This is a genomic window from Microbispora sp. NBRC 16548, from assembly GCF_030268985.1.
GTDB classification, from domain to species: Bacteria; Actinomycetota; Actinomycetes; order Streptosporangiales; family Streptosporangiaceae; genus Microbispora; species Microbispora catharanthi.
Window position 1 is genome coordinate 87,367 of the sequence record NZ_BSSF01000010.1, and the last position, 20,661, is coordinate 108,027.

Consider the following 20,661-nt stretch of genomic DNA (forward strand, 5'->3'; position numbering starts at 1 on the left):
GGGGAGGCTCTGCCGGCCGGCTGTCCCGGAGGGCCGCCTTCGCACTGATTGAGGCAGGCCACGCTGACAACGACGTTCCGAGACCTGGGAGTCATCCCGGAGATCGCTGATGCGCTCGAGACCGAGGGCATCACTTCACCATTCCCGATTCAGGAGATGGCGCTCCCGCTGGCGCTGGCCGGCCAGGACGTCATCGGACAGGCGCGCACGGGCACGGGCAAGACCTATGCCTTCGGCGTCGCCATGCTCCAGCTCGTCGGCAAACCGAGGAAGAACCGCAAGAAGCCCCGCGGTCTGGTCCTCGTGCCGACCCGCGAGCTGGCCCTTCAGGTGACCGAGGACCTGGTCCTCGCCGCCGGGAAGCTGGGTTCGCGCATCCTCACCGTTTACGGCGGGCGCGCGTACGAGCCGCAGATCGAGGCGCTCAAGAACGGCGTCGACGTGATCGTCGGAACGCCCGGGCGGCTGCTCGACCTGGTCAAGCAGAAGCACCTCGACCTCAGCCAGATCACCATGCTCGTCCTCGACGAGGCCGACCGCATGCTGGATCTCGGCTTCCTTCCGGACATCGAGCGGATCATCAAGCTGGTGCCCGAGAAGCGGCAGACCATGCTGTTCTCGGCGACCATGCCCGGCGAGATCGTGAACCTGGCCCGCCGTTACCTCACCCAGCCGACCCGGGTCCGGGCGGAGAGCGGCACGGCCGAGGCCGAGACGACCACGCTGACGACGCAGCACGTCTACCGCACGCACCGCATGGACAAGATCGAGATCCTGGCCCGCCTGCTGCAGAGCAGGGGCGCCGGGCTCACGATGGTCTTCTGCGAGACCAAGCGGGCCTGCGACATGGTCGCCGAGCAGCTCAAGGACAAGGGCTTCGCGGTGGCGGCAGTCCACGGCGACCTCGGCCAAGGCCAGCGCGAGCAGGCGCTGCGGGCGTTCCGCAGCGGCAAGATCAACGTGCTGGTGGCCACCGACGTCGCGGCGCGCGGCATCGACATCGACGACGTCACCCACGTCGTCAACTACGACTGCCCGCAGGACGAGAAGGCTTACGTCCACCGGATCGGCCGTACGGGCCGGGCGGGCCGCACGGGCGTCGCCGTGACCTTCGTCGAGTGGACCGAGCTGGCCCGCTGGAAGGTCATCAACAACGCCCTCTCGCTGGACTTCACCGAGCCCGTCGAGACCTATTCGAGCTCCCCGCATCTGTACGGCGAGCTCGACATCCCCGAGGGGACCAAGGGCGTGCTGCCGCGCGCCCAGCGCTCCCGGGCGGGCCTGGAGGCCGAGGAGATCGAGGACCTCGGAGAGACCGGGCGCACCCGCTCCCGCGGCAAGTCCGGTCGCGGCGATCGGGAGGAGCGCCGCGAGCGCCCCGCCCGCACCCGCGAGCGGCGGCGGACCCGTGGGGGCCGCTTCCAGGACGCCGAGGCGCCCTCGGGGGAGACCGAGGCGCCGGCTCCGCTGGAGGCTCCCGTGGAGACTCCTGCCGAGGCCACTGTGAATGCCACTGTGAATGCCGATGTGGAGACCGCTGGGGAGACCGCAGCCGAGGCCGCGCCGGGGCGCCGTGGGCGCAGGGGCGCGAACGCGGCGGCCCTGACCGGCGCGCTGGCCGACGTCGGGGCCGTACGGCCCGGCAAGGACGGCCCGTTGGACAGCGCGGTGGACGGCGCGGAAGAGCACGCCGAGGCCGGTGACCGGCCGGAGCCGGAGGCGGCGGCCACCCGCAGGACCACCCGCCGCAGGACCCGCGCCGCCGACCCGGCGCCCGCGGTCGAGGAGCAGGTGGAGGAACGCCCGGCCCGGCGCCGCAGGACCCGTGCCGCCGACACCGCCGACCAGGTACTTCCGGTGGAGGAGCCGGCCGTGGAAGCGCCCGCGAGCGAGGTCGCCGACGAGCCCGCCGAGCGGCCGGCCCCGCAGCCGGAGCCGGAGCCGGAGCGGATCATCCCGGCCAGTCCGTTCATGATTGTGTTCAGGTCTCCCGACCTCGCGACCGATGACGACGATCCCGCGCCGTCCGCCGCGAGCGAGCGCGCCCAGCAGCGGCGCCGCCCGCCCCGGCCGCGTCCCCGCCGTACGGGGTGAGGGGCCGGCACAGGCCCGCTCGGCGATGAGCACGACCGCAGGGGCAGGGAGGGCACCGGACAACCGGTGCTCTCCCTGCCCCCGTTCTTTGAGGGCCGCTTCGCCCCGCAGTGGGTATGACCTGGACAGGAGGCATGCGCAATGACCGTCCGAAACCCTCGTAGTCCCTTCGGCAGTGTCGCCGGGATCTTCTCTGGGTATCGTGATGCCACGTGAGTGAGCGAGCCTTCAGCAGACGGTCCAGGACGTGGGGCCGGTCCGGCCCATCGGTTCCCGGGATCCGGGGTGAGGTGGAGGAGGCCTCGTGAGCACGCCACGGTTCCTGACCCTTCCTCCGGGTGTCAGCAGTGAGCAGATCGAGACGCCGCTGGGCTCGTTCGCGGCACTCGAAGCGCTTCCGTCCAGCGGTGTCCCCGAACGCTGGCCCGCTCTTCTCGTCCCCGGTTTCACGGGATCGAAAGAGGACTTCATCGCCGTGCTGCAGACGCTCGCGCAGGCCGGCCGCAGGGTGATCGCGGTCGACATGCGCGGGCAGTACGAGACACCGGGCCCGGACGATCCGTCGGCGTACTCGTGCGCGGCACTCGGCGCGGACATCGACGCGATCGCCGCGGTGGTCGGCCAGGGCGAGCCCGTCCACCTGCTGGGACACTCCTTCGGCGGGCTGGTCGCCCGGGAGACGGCGCTGCACGGCGCCAAGCTCGCCTCGCTCACGCTCATGAGCTCGGGGCCCGCGGGCATCGTCGGGCCGCGGGAGCGGATGGGCCGGATGATGCTGGCCGAGCTTCCGGAGTACGGCCTCGACTACATGTGGTCGAACAGGATGGAGCCCGAGGCGCTGGCGGCGGGCGTCCCCGACGACATCGTCGCGTTCCTGCGCAAGCGGCTGCTCGCCAACCACCCCACCGGTCTCGTGGCGATGGCGCACGAGGTCCTGGGCGCTCACGACCGCTGCGCGGAGCTGGCCGGGTGCGGGCTCGACCTCCTGGTCCTGTACGGCGAGCACGACGACGGCTGGCCGCCGCTGCTGCAGGCCGAGATGGCCCGCAGGCTCGACGCGGAGTGCGTCGTGGTGCCCGGGGCGCTCCACTCGCCGGCCGTCGAGGCCCCCGAGACCACCGCGGCGGCCCTGACCCGATTCTGGAACACGGCGGAGAGCCGGCTGCTCCAGCACCAGCACGGATGACCCGGTCGCCATGCCCGCGAAGAGCGGCCTGACCGCCCAGCCTCCGGAGTCCGCGACGTGGCTGGTCCACGTCGACCGGACCATGTGGGTGGGCGGCGTACGCGGCCTGATGCTGCAGGCCCTGCATCCGCTGGCGATGCGGGGCGTGTGGCAGAACTCCAACTTCCGGGACGACCCCTTCGGCCGGCTGCGCCGTACGGCGGACTTCGTGGGCCGCGTGACGTACGGCAGCCCCGAGGAGGCCGAGGAGATCGGCAGGCGGGTGCGCGCGATCCACCGGACCCTGCGCATCCGCGACCCCGACACAGGCAGGACCCACCGGGTGGACGAGCCCGAGCTGCTGCTGTGGGTCCACTGCGCGGAGGTGATGTCCTACCTGGAGGTCGTCCGCCGTGCGGGCGTCCCGATCAGCGACCGGCAGGCCGACCAGTACCTCGCGGAGCAGCGGCGCAGCGCCATGTACGTCGGTCTCCACGCGGACGACGTGCCCGGCTCGGTCGGCGAGATGAACGACTACTTCGCCCGGATGCGGCCGGTCCTGCGGGTCATCCCCGAGTCGGCCGCCGCCGTGCGGTTCCTGCTCTGGCCGCGCCTGCCGGAGAGCATGCGCTTCCTGTCCCCGGCCAAGCCGGTCTACTTCCCGTTCGGCGCGCTGTGCTACTACACGCTGCCCGACTGGGCCCGCCGCCTGTACGGCGCGCTTCCCGAGGTGCCTCAGATCGCGGTCACGACAGCGTTGCGGGCCTTCCGGCTGACCATGAACACGATCCCCGACTTCGTGCACCAGCAGGTGCTGGACGAGGGCACCAGAGCGATGCTGCGGGCCTCGCGCGAACGCCTGGGCGCCGCCGGATACGACGTCGGCAAGGGCCTCAGGGCGCTGGTCGATCCTCGCCGCCGTCCCGGCCCTGCGCGGGGCTGAGGCCGGAAGAGCCGGGCGTCTCGGCCAGGCCGTCCCAGGGAAGCCGGTCGGGCGAGGCGGCCCGCCCCTCGGGGCAGTGGCGGCGGAAGTCGCACCAGGAGCAGATGGGGCCCGGTTCTGGCGGGAACAGCCGGTCGATCTCGGGCGGCACCGCGAGCGCCCCCGCGCCCTCCTCCCGTCTCGGTGCGGGAACGCCGCCCTTCGTGGGTCCGGCCCATTCGCGATAGGCGTCGTCGGCGTCGGCCGCCTCCGTCGCGATGTCCTCGGCCCGGCTCAGGTGCCGGGCGAGCGACTCGTCGGTGTGCTCCCACTCCGCGACCGTCTCGGTGGGCAGGTGGTGCAGCTCCACCCGGCGGCAGGCCCGGCGCATCATGCGGGACGAGGCGATCGCGTAGACGGCCAGCGCGATCGACGAACGGGCGTCGTCGGAGGTCGGCGGGCGGCGGCCGGTCTTGTAGTCGACCACGACCAGTTCGTCCCCGCGCCGGTCGAGCCGGTCCACGCGCCCCGACACGGCGATGACCGACGTACGCGTGGCGACCGTGCGCTCGACGCCCACCGGCTCGTCACCGGGGTCGAGCGTGGCGACGTAGGAGGAGACCATCTCGCGGGCCCGGTCCCGCCACGCGGCCGACTGCTCCTCGTCCCTGAACCCCTCGCGGATCCAGCCGTTGGTCAGCAGCACGGCCGCCATCACCGGCGTACGCCGGTCGTACGGCTCCCGCCACCACGCGGCCAGCGCGTTGTGGACCGAGGCCCCCACGCTGTTGTGCGCCCACGGGGGCCCCTTCTGCGGAGCGGGCCGGTCGAGGTAGGTGAAGCGGTAGCGGCGCCTGCAGTCGAGCCAGGTGTTCAGGCGCGACGGCGTGCAGGTGTAGAGCCGCCTCGGCATGCCGTCGAGGCCGAGCTGCTCCACGGCCCTACTCGTCGAGGTTCAGCTTGATGCCGGACGCCCCGGTGCCGTCCACGAGGGGCGGCGCCGCGTCGGCCTCCTGGGCGCCGGTCAGCGACCCCGACAGCCAGCGGTCGAACTCCGGCTCCAGGTCGCCGATCCTGCCCTCCTCGCCGTGCGCGGGCAGCACCCTCGTCTCGTGCGGCAGCGTGAACAGCCTCTCGCCGATCGAGGTGAGCTGGTCGGCGAGCGCGGGGTACTCCCCGCCGAGCTTGCCGGGCCCGTCCATGAGCAGGGTCTTGCCGGTGAAGACCGCGCCGAGGCCCTCGCAGTAGAGCGAGACGCCCCCCGGCGTGACGCCCGGCGTGGAGAGCACCTCCAGCTCGACGTCGGCCACGGAGAACAGCCCCTCGTCCTCCATGTCGATGTCGGGCCAGGTCTCCTCCCAGGTCTGCCGCCACAGGCGCTTGTCCTTGGGGTGGACGGCGATCACGGCCTCGTCCCTGGCCGCCACCTCGATCGCGGCGCCCACGTGGTCGGGCAGGCCGTGGGTGCAGATGACGGCGAGGACCTCGCGGTCGCCGACCTTCTCCAGGATCTTGTCGGCGTCCCGCGCCGGGTCGATGACGATCACCTCGTCGTCGTCGCCCACGATCCAGGTGTTGTTCTCGACCTTGTGCTCGTCGCCTTCGATGTCCACGAGGCCCGAGGTCACCACTCGTTCGATACGCGCTGTCACGGCTCAGAACCTTACTATCCCTCGCGCTTCGTACCCGCCGTACTAAAGATCCCCGTCGAGGCGCGGCGAGAAGGCGCCGAAGGGCAGGTCGAGCGCCTGGTCCTGGTCCCGCAGGTCACGCAGCGACAGGTTGGCCAGCGCGACGAAGCAGCCGGCCTCGACGGGCCAGGTGATCGTCCACAGCCAGTTGCCGAGGGCCTCGCCCACGTAGACGGCCCGGTCTTCCGGCACCCCACGCCCCGCGCACCACAGCGCCGTCGGATGGCCGCGCGCGTCGATCTTGGCGTGCGGGGGACCGGCGTCGAAGCCCGCCCCGGGGTCCGGGCCCGGCAGCCCGGCGTACGCGGCGCCGAGACCGATACCGGGTTCCTCTGCGATGAGCAGCATGTCGGCGGGACCGTGGGTGACCGACGGGCCGGAGAGGGCGACGACGCTCGCCCTCGTGCCGGAGCGCTCGTCACCCACCTCGCCGAAGCCCGTCACCAGCCATCCGGAGGGCAGCGGCCACGGGAGCCAGACGGGCACCCTGGCCGCCTCGCACAAGGCCTCCAGAGCGGCCTGAGACGGCCGCCGGGGCGGTTGGAAGGGCAGGACGTCCCCGTGGGCGGCGCATCGCCAGGAACTCGACCAGACGTTCGGTTCGTGTAGCGGCCCGAAGCACCGCGGACATGTTGGCGCGGTTCTCACAAATATTCACGGTGCTTCCGTGACGTCCGTACGTCAAGAGTCTGCCCGTTATCTAGTCGTAATCTTGGTGATGTGCGGTGCATCCGATGTGTGGGCGCGATCGTCTCCGACGCCGAGGGGCGTCTGCTGCTGGTGCGGCGGGGCCGCCCTCCCGGCGAGGGGCTGTGGTCGCTGCCCGGCGGCAGGGTCGAGCCCGGCGAGACCGACGAGCAGGCGCTGCGCCGCGAGCTGCGCGAGGAGACCGGCCTCGACGTCACCGTCGTGCGGCTCGCCGGGACCGTGCTGCGGCCCGCCCCCGGCGGCGCGACCTTCGAGATCCACGACTACGTGGCGACCGCCTCGGGCGTGCCGGTCGCCGGGGACGACGCCGCCGACGCCCGCTGGTGCGCGCCGTCCGACCTCCTACGGCTCCCGCTGACCGACGGCCTCGCCGACGCCCTCGCCGAATGGGGGGTCATCTCCGGGATCACCGCTCCGTGACGGTGCTGCGCCATATCGTCAAGTGATCGTCGGCATATCCGGCGGCGTAGCCGGCCGACCTGCCGATGGCCACGACGCGGTCGCCGGAGACCGCCACCGCCCCGAGCCACTGCGCCCCCTGGCCGCCGAGGCCGTCCTGGGTGAGCGTCTGGCGCGACCAGTCCACGCCGTCCTCGGACACCCAGGCGGCGCTGTCGGCGTCGCCGCCCTCCGCCGGCGACCGGTGCGACCCGACCGCGACCAGTCCCCGCCCGGTCGCGGTCAGGTCGAGGACCGAGGCGGCGGCGTCGGCGGGCAGCGTGCCGTACTCCCAGCTCGCGCCGTCGTCGGTGGACAGCGCGGAGAACGGCCGCGGACCGTCCTCGGTCATCGCGGTGCCGGCGACCACCACGCCGGCCTCGGTCGCGACCACGTGGCGCAGCCCGGCCGAGGTGGTGTCCGGCGGCAGGACCCGGCCGCGTGCGTTCCAGTTGAGCCCGTCGGTGGAGACCCAGACCACCCCGGTCTCACGGTCGGCGGTGCCCGACCCGCCGACCGCCATGAACCCGTCGGGCGTCGCCGTGACGTCGTAGAGGCGCACCCCCGCCCCTCCGGCCGGCATGCTGCCCGGCGCGGAACGGGTGAACCGCTTGAGGTCGGGGCTGAACCACAGGGCGGGCAGCGTCCCTGTGGCGGACCTGTCCTCCCCCGCCAGGACGTAGCCCTTCGGCCCGGCGGCCACCATGCTGGGCGCGAGCAGGAAGTGGCCCGCGGGCACCTCGACAGCGGGACCGGGCCGCCAGCTCTTCCCGTCGGCCGAGGTGACCAGCAGCGGCCGGGTCACCGCCGGGTCGGTCGTCGTGCTGCCGGCGGCGAGCCATCCCCTGGGGCCGTGCGCCACGCCGCTGAGCGCCTGGCGCCCCGGTCCGCCCAGCAGGTCGGGGAACGCCGCGTCCTTCCAGTTGGCTCCGTTGTTGCCGCTCGTCCAGATCGCGGCGTCGCCGTTGGCCGCGCCCACGGCCACGAACGTGCCGCCGGAGGCGGCGACGTCGGCGGTGTCCCTGGCGAGCCGGTTGAGCCCGGCGATCTCCTTGAGCGGCACGGTGTGCGCCGCCTCGCCCTTCCCCGCGGTGATCAGCACAGGAAGGTTCTCCACGTCGCCGGGCCCGCGCTTGTCGCCGCCCGCCACGAGCACCCCGGCGTCGGTGATGGCCAGCCCGCGCAGCGTCCCGGGGATCCCGCCGAGGTCGGCGCTCCTGGTCCACTTGCGCCCGTCCTGGCTGGTGTAGACGGCATACCGTTCCCAGGCCGACTCGGCCACCGCCGCGACGCCCGCCGCCGACGCGGCCAGGCCGCGCACGCCCGTCCCCTCAGCGCCGAGCGGCCCTATCGTGCCGCACTGGGTCCAGTCGGCGCCTTCGGGCGAGCAGTAGACCCGGACCTCGCCGCCGTCCGACTTCTGCCGGGTGGGCACGAGCACGAAGCCCTTCTTGGTCACGGCCAGCGCGCCGGGCTCGGGCCGTACGTCCGCCAGGGCCGCGGCCGTGCGCAACCAGGTGCGGCCGCCGTCGTCGGAGCGCAGGACGACCGAGATGGAGTCGCCGGAGCCCGGATCGGCGAGCGCCACCACCCGGTCGCCCCGGGCGGCCACCGCCCGCATCGCCCTGACCTTGTCGGGGGTGCCGATCTGGTCGGTGTCCACCCTCGTCCAGCCGACGCCGTCGGGTGACACCCAGGCGACCGGGCCCGCCGTGCCGTCACGCAGGGTCGTGGCGCCGACGGCGAGGAAGCCGGTAGCGGTCCGCGCCACGTCGGTGATCCTGTCCTGGCTCCAGAACGCGGTCAGCCGGGCGGGGTCCACCGCGGTCCAGGACCGGCCGTCGGAGGAGACCCACATGCCGCGCGCGGCCGGGCCGGCGGAGCCGGGTGCGTCGGTTCCGACGGCGAGCCAGCGGCCGTCGCCTCCCGCGACCCTGCCGACCGCCCCGGGCGCGGACTCGTACCCCGGGGCGTCGGCGACCCGGCCTGTCTGCCAGTGCGCGCCGCCGTCGGCGGACACGAGGAACAGCGGCCGGGCGAGCGGGCTCGTCGTGTCGCTGCCCGCCGCCACCACCGTCGCGCCGGCCGCGGCGAACGCGGTGAGCACCTGGCTGGAGCCGTTGCCCGGCAGCCCGGGCGCCGAGAACGCCGCGTCGCCCGACTGGCCGTCGCCGGCGGCGAGGCGCAGCCCGGCCGTGGACGGGCCGCCGGCCCACCTGACGACGGCCACGCCCAGCACGGCGGCCGCGACGAGGACCACGGCGATCACCGCCGGAGCGACCATCCGGGGGAGGCGCGGAGGGAACCGCCGGACCGGCAGCACCCGCCTGTGGCGGCGTCCGCCGCTCCCCCGGGGCGGGCCGACGGCCACGAGCATGTCGGGACGGGCCGGGCGGCCCCCCGGCGGACGGCCGATGCGCTCGACCGGCTCGACCGGCTCGACCCGCGGGTCGTCGTGCTCGGGCTCGACCGGGATCTCGGGGCTCATGCGGATGCCGGAGGGCTCTGCCAGGCCGTGACGGGAGGCGGGCTCGGGCGGCGTGTGCGCCCACACGTGCTCCCCCCGCTCACCGGGATCGTGCTCACCGGGATCGTGCTCGCGCAGCGGTCCCGATGCGGAGGTGTCGATTTCGGGGGCGCCGGGCCCGTCCGGGTTCTCGCGGGGGATCTGGGCACGCCGCCGCCGGGGCGGGCCCGAGGCGACCAGCTTGTCCGGCCGGTTCACGATCCGGCGGCGCCGGCCCTCCTCCTGCGCCGTGGATTCCTGGGCCGTGGACTCCTGGGCCTCCTGTGCCGTCTCCCCCGCCGACCTGGCACCCTCGCCATGCCAGGTCGTGGGGGCGTCCGCGCGGCCGGGCGGGCCGGTCGCGCCGGCGTCGCCGGGCTCGCCGGGGTCCTCGGGACTTCGTCCGCCGGAGCGGCTGTGACGCGGTTCACCCGTCCCGGACGGCCCCGTTCCGTACGGTGCCGCGTACGGCCTGCGGCCGGTCCTGGGCCGGCGGTCGCGCCGTGCTTCCGGCTCCGGCCCGTCGCCTGCGTCCGATCCCGGGCGCGGGGCCCAGATGCCGCCGCGTAAGTCCGGGTCGCGTAAGTCCGGGTCGCCGATCTTGCGGTACGGCCGGGTGTCCTCGTCGTCCCCCGGCTCGCCCACGTCATCCTGGGCCGCGTCCTCGGGAATCGGGGCCGCGAACGGAGGCCGCGCCCATGGGGACGGGCCCGGCGGCCGGTGATGCAGCTCCGGCGGGGGCACGGAGGAGGGTTCGCCGGCGTCGCGCCGTCGGTCACGCTCGTGGGGGCCTGAGGCCACGCTCAGTACCTCCTCCCCGGAGAGGTCAATCCGGACCGTTCCACCTGTCGTACGGCAAAGCGATCACAGTGATACCCCATCACGAATCCAGAGCAACACGGGAAGAGCGTGGGGGCCATACCTCTCTAGTGAGATTTATCGGGAGAGAGTCTGAATTGCCCACTTTCGGGCGATTATCAGCACGCCGACGCCGAAAACCGCGAACTGGACGGCCGATCCGATCAGCGCCTCCCAGGGCACCTCGCCCTGTTCCATCGCGCTTCCCATGTCCCCCGAGGCCGCGACGACTCCGAACGCCACGATGTTGTTGGTCGCGTGCAGGGCGATCGGCGCCTCCAGTCCGCCGGTGCGGACCGCCAGCCACCCCATGAGCATGCCGAACGCGAAGACGTAGACGATTCCCCAGCCCGTGTAGCCGTGCGAGGCGGCGAAGGCCGCCGCGCCCACCAGGATCGCCGGCCACGGATTGCGCAGGTACGCCCCGAACCCCTGGATGATCCACCCGCGGTAGGCGTACTCCTCGGCCGCCGACTGGAACGGCACCAGCAGCAGGATCACGATGATGGCCGGGAGGAACTCCTCCCAGCCCGCCCAGCGGAATCCGGGATCCACCCCTGCGGACATCAGCGTCCCCGCCTCGACCGCCTGACCGAGCACGACCGCCACCAGCGCGACCAGCAGGCAGGCCCCCAGCCATCGCCACCGCAGCCGCAGGGCCACCGACGACAGTGACCCCGGCGGCCTTCGCTGGAACAGCCACGCCGCGCCGAGCACCAGCGGCAGCAACAGCGCGATGACCCCCAGCTGGAACCCGAGGTCGAGGACGGGATCGGCGAACAGCCGGGTTCCCGTCCGCACCATGGGCACGCCGGTGACCAGCGAGACCACGAAGGCCACCAGGCCGACGGCGATCGAGAGCGCCAGGAAGGCCGCGATGATCGCCGCCGTGCCGAGGATCGGCCGCCACCAGCGGTGCAACGGCGTACGGGCCAGGCGGTCGTAACGCGTGCCGGGTGGAGCCGGGACGTCCCAGCGGGTACGCGGGGGCGGCCCCCACGCGTACGGCCCCGGATAGGACCACTGCGGCTGGGCCGCAGGGTGCGGCGGCGGCTGCGGCAGCGGCTGCGGCGGACCGGCCGGCCAGGCGGTCCCGCCCGCGTACGGCCCGGGCGCCAGGTAGGGACCGGGCAGCTGGTTCGGGCCGGCGGCCTGATCCGGGCCCGGCTGTGGTTCGTTCATATGTCCATTCTTCGCGTGCCGCGGGTGATCAGCTGGGCGGGGTGAAGGAGCTGGACCGGGGAAGGCCGGCGGCTCGGCCCTTGGCCGCCACCACCAGGGCCATCTTCCGCGACGCCTCGTCGATCATCTCGTTGCCCAGCATGACCGCGCCACGCTTCTCGACCGTCGTGTAGTACTCGTACGCGTCGAGGATGAGCTCGGCGTGGTCGTAGTCCTCCTGCGACGGCGAGAACACCTCGTTGGCCGCCTCCACCTGCGACGGGTGGAGCACCCACTTGCCGTCGAACCCGAGGGCGGCCGACCGCATGGCCACCCGGCGGAAGCCGTCCAGGTCGCGGATCTGCAGGTATGGTCCGTCGATCGCCTGGAGGCCGTGCGCGCGGGCGGCCATCAGGATGCGCATGAGGATGTAGTGGTAGGCGTCCCCCTCGCCGTACCCGGGGGGCTGCTCGCCCACGACGAGCGTCCGCATGCCGATCGAGGCCATGAAGTCCGCCGGGCCGAAGACCAGCGTCTCCAGCCGGGGCGAGGAGGCGGCGATGTCGTCCACGTTGACGAGGCCCCGGGCGTCCTCGATCTGCGCCTCGATGCCGATGCCGCCCTCGGGCAGGCCGGTGGCCCGCTCGATCTGGCCGAGAAGGGTGTCGAGCCAGGCCACGTGGGAGGCGTCCCCGACCTTCGGCAGCATGAGGCAGTCGAGCCGGTCGCCGGCGCCTTCGACGACCTCGATGACGTCCCGGTAGGTCCAGCGGGTGGTGAGGTCGTTGACCCTGACGACGACCGTCTTCCCCGTCCAGTCGCCCTCCCTGAGCGCGGCGACGACGTTGCGGCGCGCCTCGTCCTTCGCGCCGGGGGCGACGGAGTCCTCCAGGTCGAGGAAGACCTCGTCGGCGGCCAGGCCCTGCGCCTTGTCCAGGAAACGCGGGTTGCTGCCCGGCACCGCCAGGCACGAACGTCGAGCGCGCATGGGCACACCGTAGCGCGGTCAATAGGCTGGGAGGCATGAACCTCCCGGTGATCGAAGAGGGCGCGAAGAAGTCCAACGTGCTCTGGCTCGGCCTGCCGTCCGGGACCCGGCTGGCCTGGCACGTGTGGCACGACGGCGCGGTCTACGTGGTGGCCGGCGGGGAGGAGCAGTCCCTGCCCGGGCTGGCCGAGGTCGCGGCCGGGCGGGGCGAGATCGAGGTCGTGCTGCGCAGCAAGGACAACGGCGCCGAACTCGTCCGTTTCCCCGCCGTCGCCGAGGTGGTGGACCAGGCGGCCGCCCCCGAGGCCGTGGCCGCGCTGGCCAAGGAGCGTCTGAACGCCCGCGACGCCGCCGGTCTGACCGCCCGCTGGGCCGAGGGGTCCACCGTCCTACGGCTCACCCCCCGCGCCTGAGCCTCACACGCGCACGGTCTCGGTCACCTCGACGCTGTGGTGCTCTGAGCCGAGCCGTACGGTCGCGGTCTGGGCCAGCAGGGCCCCGGCGAGCACGATCACGCCTCCGGCGATCTGGGCGGCGCCCAGCCGCTCGCCGAGCAGCACCCAGGCGACCACCGCCCCCGCGATGACCTCCACCGAGGCGACCGTCGCCCCGACCGCGGCCGACAGCCGCCGCACGGCCGTGACCCCGGTCGCGTACGCGACCACGGTGGCCACCACGACCAGCACGACGCCGGCCGCGGCGACCGGCACCGTGTGACCGGAGACCTCGACGGCGCGGCTGAACGCCGGCCAGTCGATGTTCCAGGGCCGGGAGAGGGGCAGCAGGACCACCGCCGAGCCGAGCATGCCCCAGCCGATCAGGCCCAGCGTGTCCACGTCGTCCCCGAACGAATCGCTCATCAGGAAATATCCGGCGCAGCAGGCGGCGGCGACCAGGGCGAGCAGCAGCCCGAGCGCGTCGAGGCGCAGCCCCTCCCAGACCTGCACGACGATCGCCAGCCCGACGACCGCGATCAGCGCCCCCAGGTAGGCCGAGCGCGGCAGCCGTAGCCGCCGGACGAACCGCACCCACAGGACCACCATCACGGGCGAGGTGTACTCGATCAGCAGCGCCACACCGACCGGCAGCCGGGTGATGGCCACGAAGTACAGGGCCTGCACGGCGGCCACGGCGATCACGGCGTACGCCGCGAAGAACAGCAGGCGGTCGCGGGGGATGCGCAGCGCGCGCGGCCTGACGGCGGCCAGGACCGCCAGCAGGAGCACGCCGGCCCCCGCCATGCGGACCCACACGGCCTCCAGCGGCGTGAGCCCCGCCATGCCGAGGATCTTCGCCATCGGTCCGGAGAACCCGAAGCAGAAGGCCGAGACGCCCGCGATCGCCAGGCTGACAGCCCTCATCGTCACCTGCCCATGTAATTACCAATAAACGGCTTTGATCCTGTCATAACCCGGAGCGGTCCGCATCCTTGCGTAACCTGACAGAGTGGATCGGATCTTCGTGGCCCGCCTGGCGGGGCTGGCGGTCTTCGACCCGGCCGGCGACCAGATCGGCCGGATCCGGGACGTCGTCGTCTCGCTGCGGGGACCGCTGCTCCCCCGGGTCCACGGCTTCGTCGTCGAGGTCCAGCCACGCCGCCGGGTCTTCCTGCCGATCACCAGGATCACAAGCATCGAGGCCCGCGCCCTCATCTTCACCGGCAAGCTCAACATGCGCAGGTTCGAGTGCCGGGACGCCGAGACCCTGGCCATAGGGGAGATGCTCGACCGCACCGTCGAGTACAAGGGCGAGCGGGTGACCGTGCAGGACCTGGCCATGGAGCAGCCGCGGCCGTCCGACTGGCTCATCACGAAGGTCGCGGTGCGCCGCGGGACGCGGCGCAGGGGCGAGACGCTGATCGTCGACTGGGACGAGATCACCGGCTTCGCGGGCATCCAGAAGGATCAGGGCGCGGCCAACCTGCTCGCCGTCTTCGAGGCGCTGCGCCCGGCCGACCTGGCGAACATGCTGCACGAACTGCCCACCAAGCGGATGGCCGAGGTCGCCGCCGCCCTGGACGACGACCGGCTCGCCGACGTGCTGGAGGAGTTGCCCGAGCGCGACCAGGTGCTCGTGCTGAGCCGGCTGCACCGGGAGCGTGCCGCCGACGTGCTTGAGGAGATGAGCCCGGACGACGCCGCCGACCTGCTGCAGGAGCTGCCCGCGGAGCAGGCCGAGGGGCTGCTGCGGCTCATGGTGCCGGAGGAGGCCGCGCCGGTCCGGCGGCTGCTGACCTACGGCGAGTTCACCGCCGGCGGCATGATGACGACCGAGCCGGTCATCCTCCCGCCGACCTCGACCGTGGCCGAGGCCCTCGCGCACATCCGTCAGGAGGAGCGGTCCCCCGCCATCGCCGCCCAGGTGTACGTGACCCGCCCGCCGAGCGAGACGCCGACCGGGCGCTTCCTGGGGGTGGCGCACTTCCAGCGACTGCTCAGGGAGCCGCCGTCGACGATGCTCGGCAGCGTGATAGACATCACGGTGGACCCGATCAGGCCCGAGTTCACGGTGCACGAGGTGGCGTCGTACCTCGCGACGTACAACCTGGTCGCGGTCCCCGTCGTGGACGAGCTGAGCCGGTTGCTCGGCGCGGTGACCGTCGACGACGTGCTCGACCACATGCTGCCGGAGGACTGGCGGGAACGCCCATGACAGAACGCCTCGACCAGCCGCGCGAACTGACCTACCGCCTGCGGCTCTACTACGACCCCGAGGCGTTCGGCGAGTTCTCGGAACGGTTCGCGCGGTTCCTCGGCACGGCGCGGTTCATCGTCTACATGACCGTGTTCGTCGGGGTGTGGCTGCTGTGGAACGTGTTCGCGCCGTACACGTTCGATCCCTATCCGTTCATCTTCCTGACCCTGATGCTCTCGCTCCAGGCGTCGTACGCCGCGCCGCTGATCCTGCTGGCGCAGAACCGGCAGGCCGACCGCGACCGCATCCAGTACGAGCAGGACAAGATGACGGCCGAGCGCAATCAGGCCGAGATCGAGTACCTCACCCGGGAGATCGCCGGCCTGCGCATGGCGCTCGGCGAGGTGGCCACGCGTGACTACATCCGCTCCGAGCTCCAGCGCCTGCAGGAGGAGCTGAGCGAGTCCGGGGCCAGATCACGCGGGGCGGGTTCGGAGGATTCCCGCTGAGTCCATAGCATGGATTCATGGCACCATCCCCTGAACTGGTCATGGCCGCGCTGGCGACGGTGAACGACCCGGAGATCCGCCGGCCGATCACCGAGCTCGGCATGGTCAAGAACGTCGACATCTCCCCCGACGGGGTGGTGCGCGTTGGCGTGCTCCTGACCGTCGCCGGCTGCCCGCTGAAGGACACCATCACCCGCGACGTCACCGGAGCCGTGTCCCGGATCGACGGCGTGTCCCGCGTCCACGTGGACATGGACGTCATGAGCGCCGAGCAGCGCAAGGAACTGCAGACGAAGCTGCGCGGCGACCGCGGGCCCGAGAAGGAGATCCCCTTCGCCAAGCCCGGATCGCTGACCCGCGTGTTCGCCGTCGCGAGCGGCAAGGGCGGCGTCGGCAAGTCGTCGGTCACGGTGAACCTCGCCGCCGCGATGGCCTCCCAGGGCCTGAAGGTCGGCGTCGTGGACGCCGACATCTACGGCCACTCCGTGCCGCGCATGCTCGGCGTGAGCGAGCGGCCCACCAAGGTCGAGGACATGATCATGCCGCCCGTGGCGCATGACATCAAGGTCATCTCGGTCGGCATGTTCAAGCCCGAGGGCAACACGCCGGTGGTGTGGCGCGGCCCGATGCTCGACCGCGCGCTGTACCAGTTCCTCACCGACGTCTACTGGGGCGACCTCGACGTCCTGCTGATGGACCTGCCCCCGGGCACCGGCGACATCGCGATCTCGGTCGCCCAGCGCATGCCCACGGCCGAGATCCTGGTCGTGACGACCCCGCAGCAGGCCGCCGCCGAGGTGGCCGAGCGCGCCGGGTCGATCGCCGCCCAGACCCACCAGCAGATCGCGGGCGTCATCGAGAACATGGCGTGGCTGCCCTGCCCGCACTGCGACGAGCGCATCTCGGTGTTCGGCGAGGGCGGCGGCCAGACCGTGGCCGACGCGCTGACCCGCACGCTGGGCGCGCGCGTGCCGCTGCTCGGCCAGGTGCCGATCGACATGCGGCTGCGTGAGGGCGGCGATGAGGGCAAGCCGCTCGTGCTGACCGACCCCGACGCCCCGGCGGCCGCCGAGCTGCGCAGGATCGCGGCCGGGCTCGGCAAGAAGTCGACCAGCCTCAAGGGCCTGAAGCTCGACATCTCACCGGTCAAGCACTAGCCCCCGGTCAGGTCGCCTCGTTGTCGTACGGCGGGATCTCCCCCACGCCCAGTTCCGGCGTGGGGGCGGCGACCGGCTCGGCCGTCGTGTCCGGGGTGCTGTTCCAGTCGTTCTCGAGGTCGTCGAGCAGGTGCTTGCGCACGAAGTTCTTGGGGTTGAGGTCGGCCGGGTCGAAGTTGGCGAACTCTGGCCCCATGTTGGCCTGCAGGTCCGCCTTCGCGTTGTTGGCCATCTGCCGGAGCTGCCGCAGCGTACGGCCCGCCTGCGAGGCGGCCTGTGGCAGCTTCTCCGGTCCGAAGACGAGTAGGGCGATCACCACAAGCGCCAGGGCCTCCCCCCAGCCGAGTCCGAACATGGCGATCTCCTCCTGCACGTGCGACGCTGAAATCAGACTAATGCCCGCGCCCCAAGCTGTGGACAGCGGACGCCCTGCTTCATGAGGCCGGCTTCAGGAGGGCCGCGCGCTGGGGGCGGGAGCCGCGCCGACCGTGACCGTCGCCGTCCGCACCTCGCCGTCGTGCCGGAACCTGATCCGCACCTGGTCGCCGGGGGCCTTGCTGCGGATGGTCACGATCAGCTCCCGGCTGTCGCTCACGGGCTGGCCGTCGACCTCCAGGATGACGTCCCCCGCGTGCAGGCCTGCCTTCGCGGCCGGACCTCCCGGCGTGACCGGCACGGCGCCGCTCTCGGTCTGGGTGGCGATCCGCACCCCCTGGCCCTGGTAGCTCTGGTCGATCGTGATGCCGATCCTGGAGGTGCGGGCCGTTCCGGTGGTGATGAGCTCCTTGGCGATCCGGCGCACCTGGTTCACCGGGATCGCGAAGCCGAGGCCGATGCTGCCGGACTGCTGGCCGAGCAGGGACCCGCCGACGGTGGCGATCGCCGAGTTCACCCCGATGACCTCACCGGCGGCGTTGACCAGAGGGCCGCCCGAGTTGCCGGGGTTGATGGCGGCGTCCGTCTGGATCGCGTTGATGAGCGCGTAGTCGGACCCGGTGCTGCCGCCCGCCTCGACGGGCCGGTTGAGCGAGCTGACGATGCCGGTGGTCACCGTGCCGGACAGGCCGAGGGGCGAGCCGACCGCGATGACCGGGTCGCCGACGACCACGCCGTCGGAGTTGCCGAGGGACAGCTCCGGCGCCTTGACGGTCCCGTCGGGCTTGACGACCGCGATGTCGGAGTTGGGGTCGCGGCCGACGACGCGCGCCCCCGAGGAGGTGCGGTCGTTGTAGCGGATGCGGATCTCCCCGGCCTGTCCCGCGACGGCCACGACGTGGTTGTTCGTGACGATGTAACCGCCCTTGATGACGAAGCCCGACCCGGTGCCGGACTCGCTGTTGCCCTTGACCTCAAGCGAGACCACGCTGGGCAGGACCTTGGCGGCCACCCCGGCCACCGACTCGGGCGGCCGGGCCGTGGGCTGCTTCGACGGCGTGCTCAGCGCGTATCCGGGATCGATGCCGGAGGACGGACGCGTCAGCAGGAACGTGCCCCAGCTCGCCAGCCCGCCCGCCACGAGCGCGATGACCACGGCCAGGGCGGCGTACAGCGCGATGTTGGGGCCGCGCGGCTCCCGCTGCGGCACGACGGGATACAGCGGCGGCGGAGCCCATCCAGGGCCCATGCCGTACGCGCCGGTGGAGGGCGGAGGGCCGCCCGGAGAGCCCTGCGGCTCCTCGCCCGCGGGAAGGAACTCGGGCCGGTCCGACGCGCCGTACGGACGCGTGTTGTCGGTCATCGCGGCAGTCACTCCTCGCACACGGCGTCATCCGCTGGGCAGCCGCGGCAACGAGGGAAGCGGCACACGTCGGCTACAGTGTCCGATCGTATGCCGATTCCTCGAATCAGCGCGAAAGCCCCCTGGTGACGCTGGGTGACGGGGTGGGCGACACGCTCACCACGGGCGCCCTGTTCTGGGCGGGATGCTGTACGAACATCTGGCCGGGCGTCGGGTTCGGGGTGGCCGTGGATCCCCCGGCCATGAGCATGGTGCCGAGGGCGACGGCGGCGCCGGCCATTCCCACGGCGACGTATCCCGCGCGTCTGGCCCTTCCGGGCCGCCCCGGCCCCGATCGTCCGTCGTCCCGGCCCCTGGGCCGGTTGTCCATGGGCCCGGCGGCGTGCATGCCGGGTAGCCGCCCGGTGCCGAAGGCCGGATGGTCGGGAAAGGGCCGCATCCGCGGCGGCAACGGCCCTCCCGGCTCCGCCATGCGCAGCAGCGACATGGTGAGGTCCGCCGGCATGGCGGGCGGATCCATGGACCGCAGGCGGGTCTTCAGCGCCCGCATCGCGTCGACCTCCGCGCGGCAGTCCGCGCAGAACGTCAGGTGCGCGAGCGCGCGTTCCCGCTCGTTGTGACTGAGTTCGCCGTCGATGAGCGCGGAGACGCGCTCGCCAAGATGACTCACAGTCCCTCCCTGCTGATTGAAGGGGGGGTTTGATCGCCGTTCCGGTTCGCGGAGGGCGCCCGGTGGTCGAGCGCCTCCCGCAGTTGGGCGCGGCCGCGGTGGATGCGGCTGCGCACCGTGCCGAGTTTCACGCCGAGCGTCGCGGCGATCTCCTCGTAGGACAGTCCCTCGATGTCGCACAGCACCACGGCCGCCCGGAACTCCGGCGCCAGGGCGTCGAGCGCGGCCTGGATGTCGGGCTCCAGGTGCGCGTCGTCGTACGCCTGCGCCGGGGACGGCTCGCGGCCGTGCAGCCGCTCGGCGGCGTCGTCCGCCAGCCCCTCGAAGCGGATGCGCTGCCTGCGCCGCGCCATGTCGAGGAAGAGGTTCGTCGTGATCCGGTGCAGCCACCCCTCGAACGTGCCCGGGGTGTAGCTCGACAGGGACCGGAAGACCCGGACGAAGACTTCCTGAGTGAGGTCCTCGGCGTCGTGGACGTTGCCCGTCAGCCGATAGGCCAGCCGGTAGACCCGAGCGGAATGAGTTCGGACGACCTCCTCCCAGGTGGGAGGCGTCCAGTCGGACACCGAAGTCTCCGCCTGGTGGTCGTGCTCGTCCACCGGCATTCCTCTCTGCAGGATCGTCGCTACAGCCATAGTGCCTGGTTTCGCCCCTTCCTGCGCACCGCGAGCTGAGCGGTCTCGAACAAAGACCGTTCAAAGCGTGCAACGTCCCCGTTGTGGCGTGAGTTCCCGTTCCGGTCCGACTCCCCTAGGCTGCGTCCAAGATGAAGCAGGGGAGGGAGAGGCCGATGGCGACACCGGCCAGCCTGGAGTACGCGGAGGAGTTCGTCCCGGAGGACGACATCCTGCGGACCGCGCGCCGGCGGGGCATCGAGGTCGGGGCGCGCCCGATCCTGCCCGGGTGCGGAGCGGCGCTCTGCTTCCTCGCCACCGTGGTGAACGCACGCTCGGTGGTGGAGGTCGGCACCGGGTGCGGGGTCTCCGGCCTGTGGCTGCTGCGCGGCATGCGCCCGGACGGCACGCTCACGAGCGTGGACGTGGAGCCGGAGCATCAGCGCATGGCTCGGCAGACGTTCGCGGAGGCGGGGTTCTCCGGCAGCCGCATCCGCCTGATCGGCGGCCGCGCCCTCGACGTCCTTCCCCGCCTCGCCGACGGCGGCTACGACATGGTCTTCTGCGACGCGGCCAAGCAGGAGTACATCGACTACCTCACCGAGTCGGTACGGCTCCTGCGCCGGGGCGGGGTCGTCGTCTTCGGCGACGCCTTCTGCGACGACCAGGTTGCCGACCCCACTCAACGCGACCCGGACACGGTCGCGATCCGGGAGCTGGGCAAACTCGTCAGGAACGACGAACGGCTGCGCCCCCTGATGCTGCCGCTCGGCTCCGGGCTGCTGGCCGCCGTCAGGCTCGACTGACC

20 protein-coding genes are annotated in these 20,661 nt (G+C 72.5%); 9 read left to right on the forward strand and 11 right to left on the reverse strand.

Going from position 1 to position 20,661, the window contains the following annotated elements:
* Nucleotides 1-156: 156 nt before the first annotated feature.
* The 3 genes from QSK36_RS26635 to QSK36_RS26645 all read left to right on the forward strand — a co-directional run bounded on the left by QSK36_RS26635 (nucleotide 157) and on the right by QSK36_RS26645 (nucleotide 4,202).
* Entirely contained in the window at nucleotides 157-2,094 is a 1,938-nt protein-coding gene (locus QSK36_RS26635) for a DEAD/DEAH box helicase (protein WP_285784272.1), read from the forward strand.
* A 304-nt stretch (nucleotides 2,095-2,398) separates the two neighbouring features.
* Complete coding sequence (locus QSK36_RS26640; RefSeq protein WP_285784274.1) at nucleotides 2,399-3,280, forward strand: alpha/beta fold hydrolase; 882 nt, start codon at nucleotides 2,399-2,401, stop codon at nucleotides 3,278-3,280.
* A 10-nt stretch (nucleotides 3,281-3,290) separates the two neighbouring features.
* On the forward strand, nucleotides 3,291-4,202 hold the full coding sequence (locus QSK36_RS26645; protein WP_285784275.1) for an oxygenase MpaB family protein: 912 nt from the start codon (nucleotides 3,291-3,293) through the stop codon (nucleotides 4,200-4,202).
* Here the strand turns inward: QSK36_RS26645 and QSK36_RS26650 are convergent.
* Genes QSK36_RS26650 through QSK36_RS26660 form a run of 3 tightly spaced genes read right to left on the reverse strand, consistent with a single transcriptional unit; the run spans nucleotide 4,153 to nucleotide 6,520 of the window.
* Nucleotides 4,153-5,118: a RecB family exonuclease gene (locus QSK36_RS26650; RefSeq protein ID WP_183542441.1), complete on the reverse strand. Its 966-nt coding sequence runs from the start codon at nucleotides 5,116-5,118 to the stop codon at nucleotides 4,153-4,155. The two genes, QSK36_RS26645 and QSK36_RS26650, sit on opposite strands and share 50 nt — an antisense overlap.
* Before the next feature lie 4 nt (nucleotides 5,119-5,122).
* A complete protein-coding gene (locus QSK36_RS26655) occupies nucleotides 5,123-5,833 on the reverse strand; it encodes an MBL fold metallo-hydrolase (protein ID WP_139579288.1) in 711 nt (236 codons plus the stop codon).
* Between the two features lie 42 nt (nucleotides 5,834-5,875).
* Entirely contained in the window at nucleotides 5,876-6,520 is a 645-nt protein-coding gene (locus tag QSK36_RS26660) for a DUF6758 family protein (protein WP_183542443.1), read from the reverse strand.
* A 72-nt stretch (nucleotides 6,521-6,592) separates the two neighbouring features.
* On the opposite strand from QSK36_RS26660, the gene QSK36_RS26665 reads away from it, so the two are divergent.
* A complete protein-coding gene (locus tag QSK36_RS26665; protein ID WP_139579290.1) occupies nucleotides 6,593-7,000 on the forward strand; it encodes an NUDIX hydrolase in 408 nt (135 codons plus the stop codon).
* Here the strand turns inward: QSK36_RS26665 and QSK36_RS26670 are convergent.
* The 3 genes from QSK36_RS26670 to QSK36_RS26680 all read right to left on the reverse strand — a co-directional run bounded on the left by QSK36_RS26670 (nucleotide 6,987) and on the right by QSK36_RS26680 (nucleotide 12,531).
* A complete protein-coding gene (locus QSK36_RS26670) occupies nucleotides 6,987-10,325 on the reverse strand; it encodes a hypothetical protein (RefSeq protein WP_285784276.1) in 3,339 nt (1,112 codons plus the stop codon). The genes QSK36_RS26665 and QSK36_RS26670 overlap by 14 nt on opposite strands.
* 135 nt (nucleotides 10,326-10,460) lie before the next feature.
* Nucleotides 10,461-11,564 (reverse strand): CPBP family intramembrane glutamic endopeptidase, encoded by a 1,104-nt coding sequence (locus QSK36_RS26675; RefSeq protein WP_285784277.1) that lies wholly within the window; start codon nucleotides 11,562-11,564, stop codon nucleotides 10,461-10,463.
* A gap of 28 nt (nucleotides 11,565-11,592) precedes the next feature.
* A complete protein-coding gene (locus QSK36_RS26680) occupies nucleotides 11,593-12,531 on the reverse strand; it encodes an HpcH/HpaI aldolase/citrate lyase family protein (RefSeq protein ID WP_285784278.1) in 939 nt (312 codons plus the stop codon).
* Between the two features lie 35 nt (nucleotides 12,532-12,566).
* On the opposite strand from QSK36_RS26680, the gene QSK36_RS26685 reads away from it, so the two are divergent.
* Nucleotides 12,567-12,944: a hypothetical protein gene (locus QSK36_RS26685; RefSeq protein ID WP_285784279.1), complete on the forward strand. Its 378-nt coding sequence runs from the start codon at nucleotides 12,567-12,569 to the stop codon at nucleotides 12,942-12,944.
* Nucleotides 12,945-12,947: 3 nt separating this feature from the next.
* Here the strand turns inward: QSK36_RS26685 and QSK36_RS26690 are convergent, their stop codons facing one another.
* The gene (locus tag QSK36_RS26690) at nucleotides 12,948-13,892 is read right to left on the reverse strand and encodes an EamA family transporter (protein WP_182899994.1); all 945 of its coding nucleotides are present in this window, start codon (nucleotides 13,890-13,892) and stop codon (nucleotides 12,948-12,950) included.
* An 85-nt stretch (nucleotides 13,893-13,977) separates the two neighbouring features.
* Between QSK36_RS26690 and QSK36_RS26695 the strand changes: the two genes are divergently transcribed.
* From QSK36_RS26695 to QSK36_RS26705, 3 genes are read left to right on the forward strand one after another with little or no spacing between them, the layout of a single operon-like run.
* On the forward strand, nucleotides 13,978-15,183 hold the full coding sequence (locus tag QSK36_RS26695; protein ID WP_183542460.1) for a magnesium transporter MgtE N-terminal domain-containing protein: 1,206 nt from the start codon (nucleotides 13,978-13,980) through the stop codon (nucleotides 15,181-15,183).
* Nucleotides 15,180-15,674, forward strand: a complete 495-nt coding sequence (locus QSK36_RS26700) for a DUF1003 domain-containing protein (RefSeq protein ID WP_183542462.1) — start codon at nucleotides 15,180-15,182, stop codon at nucleotides 15,672-15,674. The genes QSK36_RS26695 and QSK36_RS26700 overlap by 4 nt, the downstream gene beginning before the upstream one ends.
* Before the next feature lie 17 nt (nucleotides 15,675-15,691).
* The gene (locus QSK36_RS26705) at nucleotides 15,692-16,831 is read left to right on the forward strand and encodes an Mrp/NBP35 family ATP-binding protein (RefSeq protein ID WP_167538812.1); all 1,140 of its coding nucleotides are present in this window, start codon (nucleotides 15,692-15,694) and stop codon (nucleotides 16,829-16,831) included.
* A gap of 7 nt (nucleotides 16,832-16,838) precedes the next feature.
* Here QSK36_RS26705 and QSK36_RS26710 read toward each other — a convergent pair whose 3' ends face one another.
* The 4 genes from QSK36_RS26710 to sigE form a co-directional block, all read right to left on the reverse strand.
* The gene (locus tag QSK36_RS26710; protein ID WP_139579298.1) at nucleotides 16,839-17,186 is read right to left on the reverse strand and encodes a sec-independent translocase; all 348 of its coding nucleotides are present in this window, start codon (nucleotides 17,184-17,186) and stop codon (nucleotides 16,839-16,841) included.
* Between the two features lie 93 nt (nucleotides 17,187-17,279).
* A complete protein-coding gene (locus tag QSK36_RS26715) occupies nucleotides 17,280-18,569 on the reverse strand; it encodes a S1C family serine protease (RefSeq protein ID WP_285784280.1) in 1,290 nt (429 codons plus the stop codon).
* 106 nt (nucleotides 18,570-18,675) lie between these two features.
* Nucleotides 18,676-19,239, reverse strand: coding sequence for an anti-sigma factor family protein (locus tag QSK36_RS26720; protein WP_139579300.1), 564 nt, complete (start codon nucleotides 19,237-19,239; stop codon nucleotides 18,676-18,678).
* Nucleotides 19,236-19,844 (reverse strand): RNA polymerase sigma factor SigE, encoded by a 609-nt coding sequence (sigE, locus tag QSK36_RS26725; protein WP_079319394.1) that lies wholly within the window; start codon nucleotides 19,842-19,844, stop codon nucleotides 19,236-19,238. The genes QSK36_RS26720 and sigE overlap by 4 nt, the downstream gene beginning before the upstream one ends.
* Nucleotides 19,845-20,029: 185 nt before the next feature.
* Between sigE and QSK36_RS26730 the strand changes: the two genes are divergently transcribed.
* Complete coding sequence (locus tag QSK36_RS26730; RefSeq protein ID WP_142564496.1) at nucleotides 20,030-20,659, forward strand: O-methyltransferase; 630 nt, start codon at nucleotides 20,030-20,032, stop codon at nucleotides 20,657-20,659.
* Nucleotides 20,660-20,661: the final 2 nt, after the last annotated feature.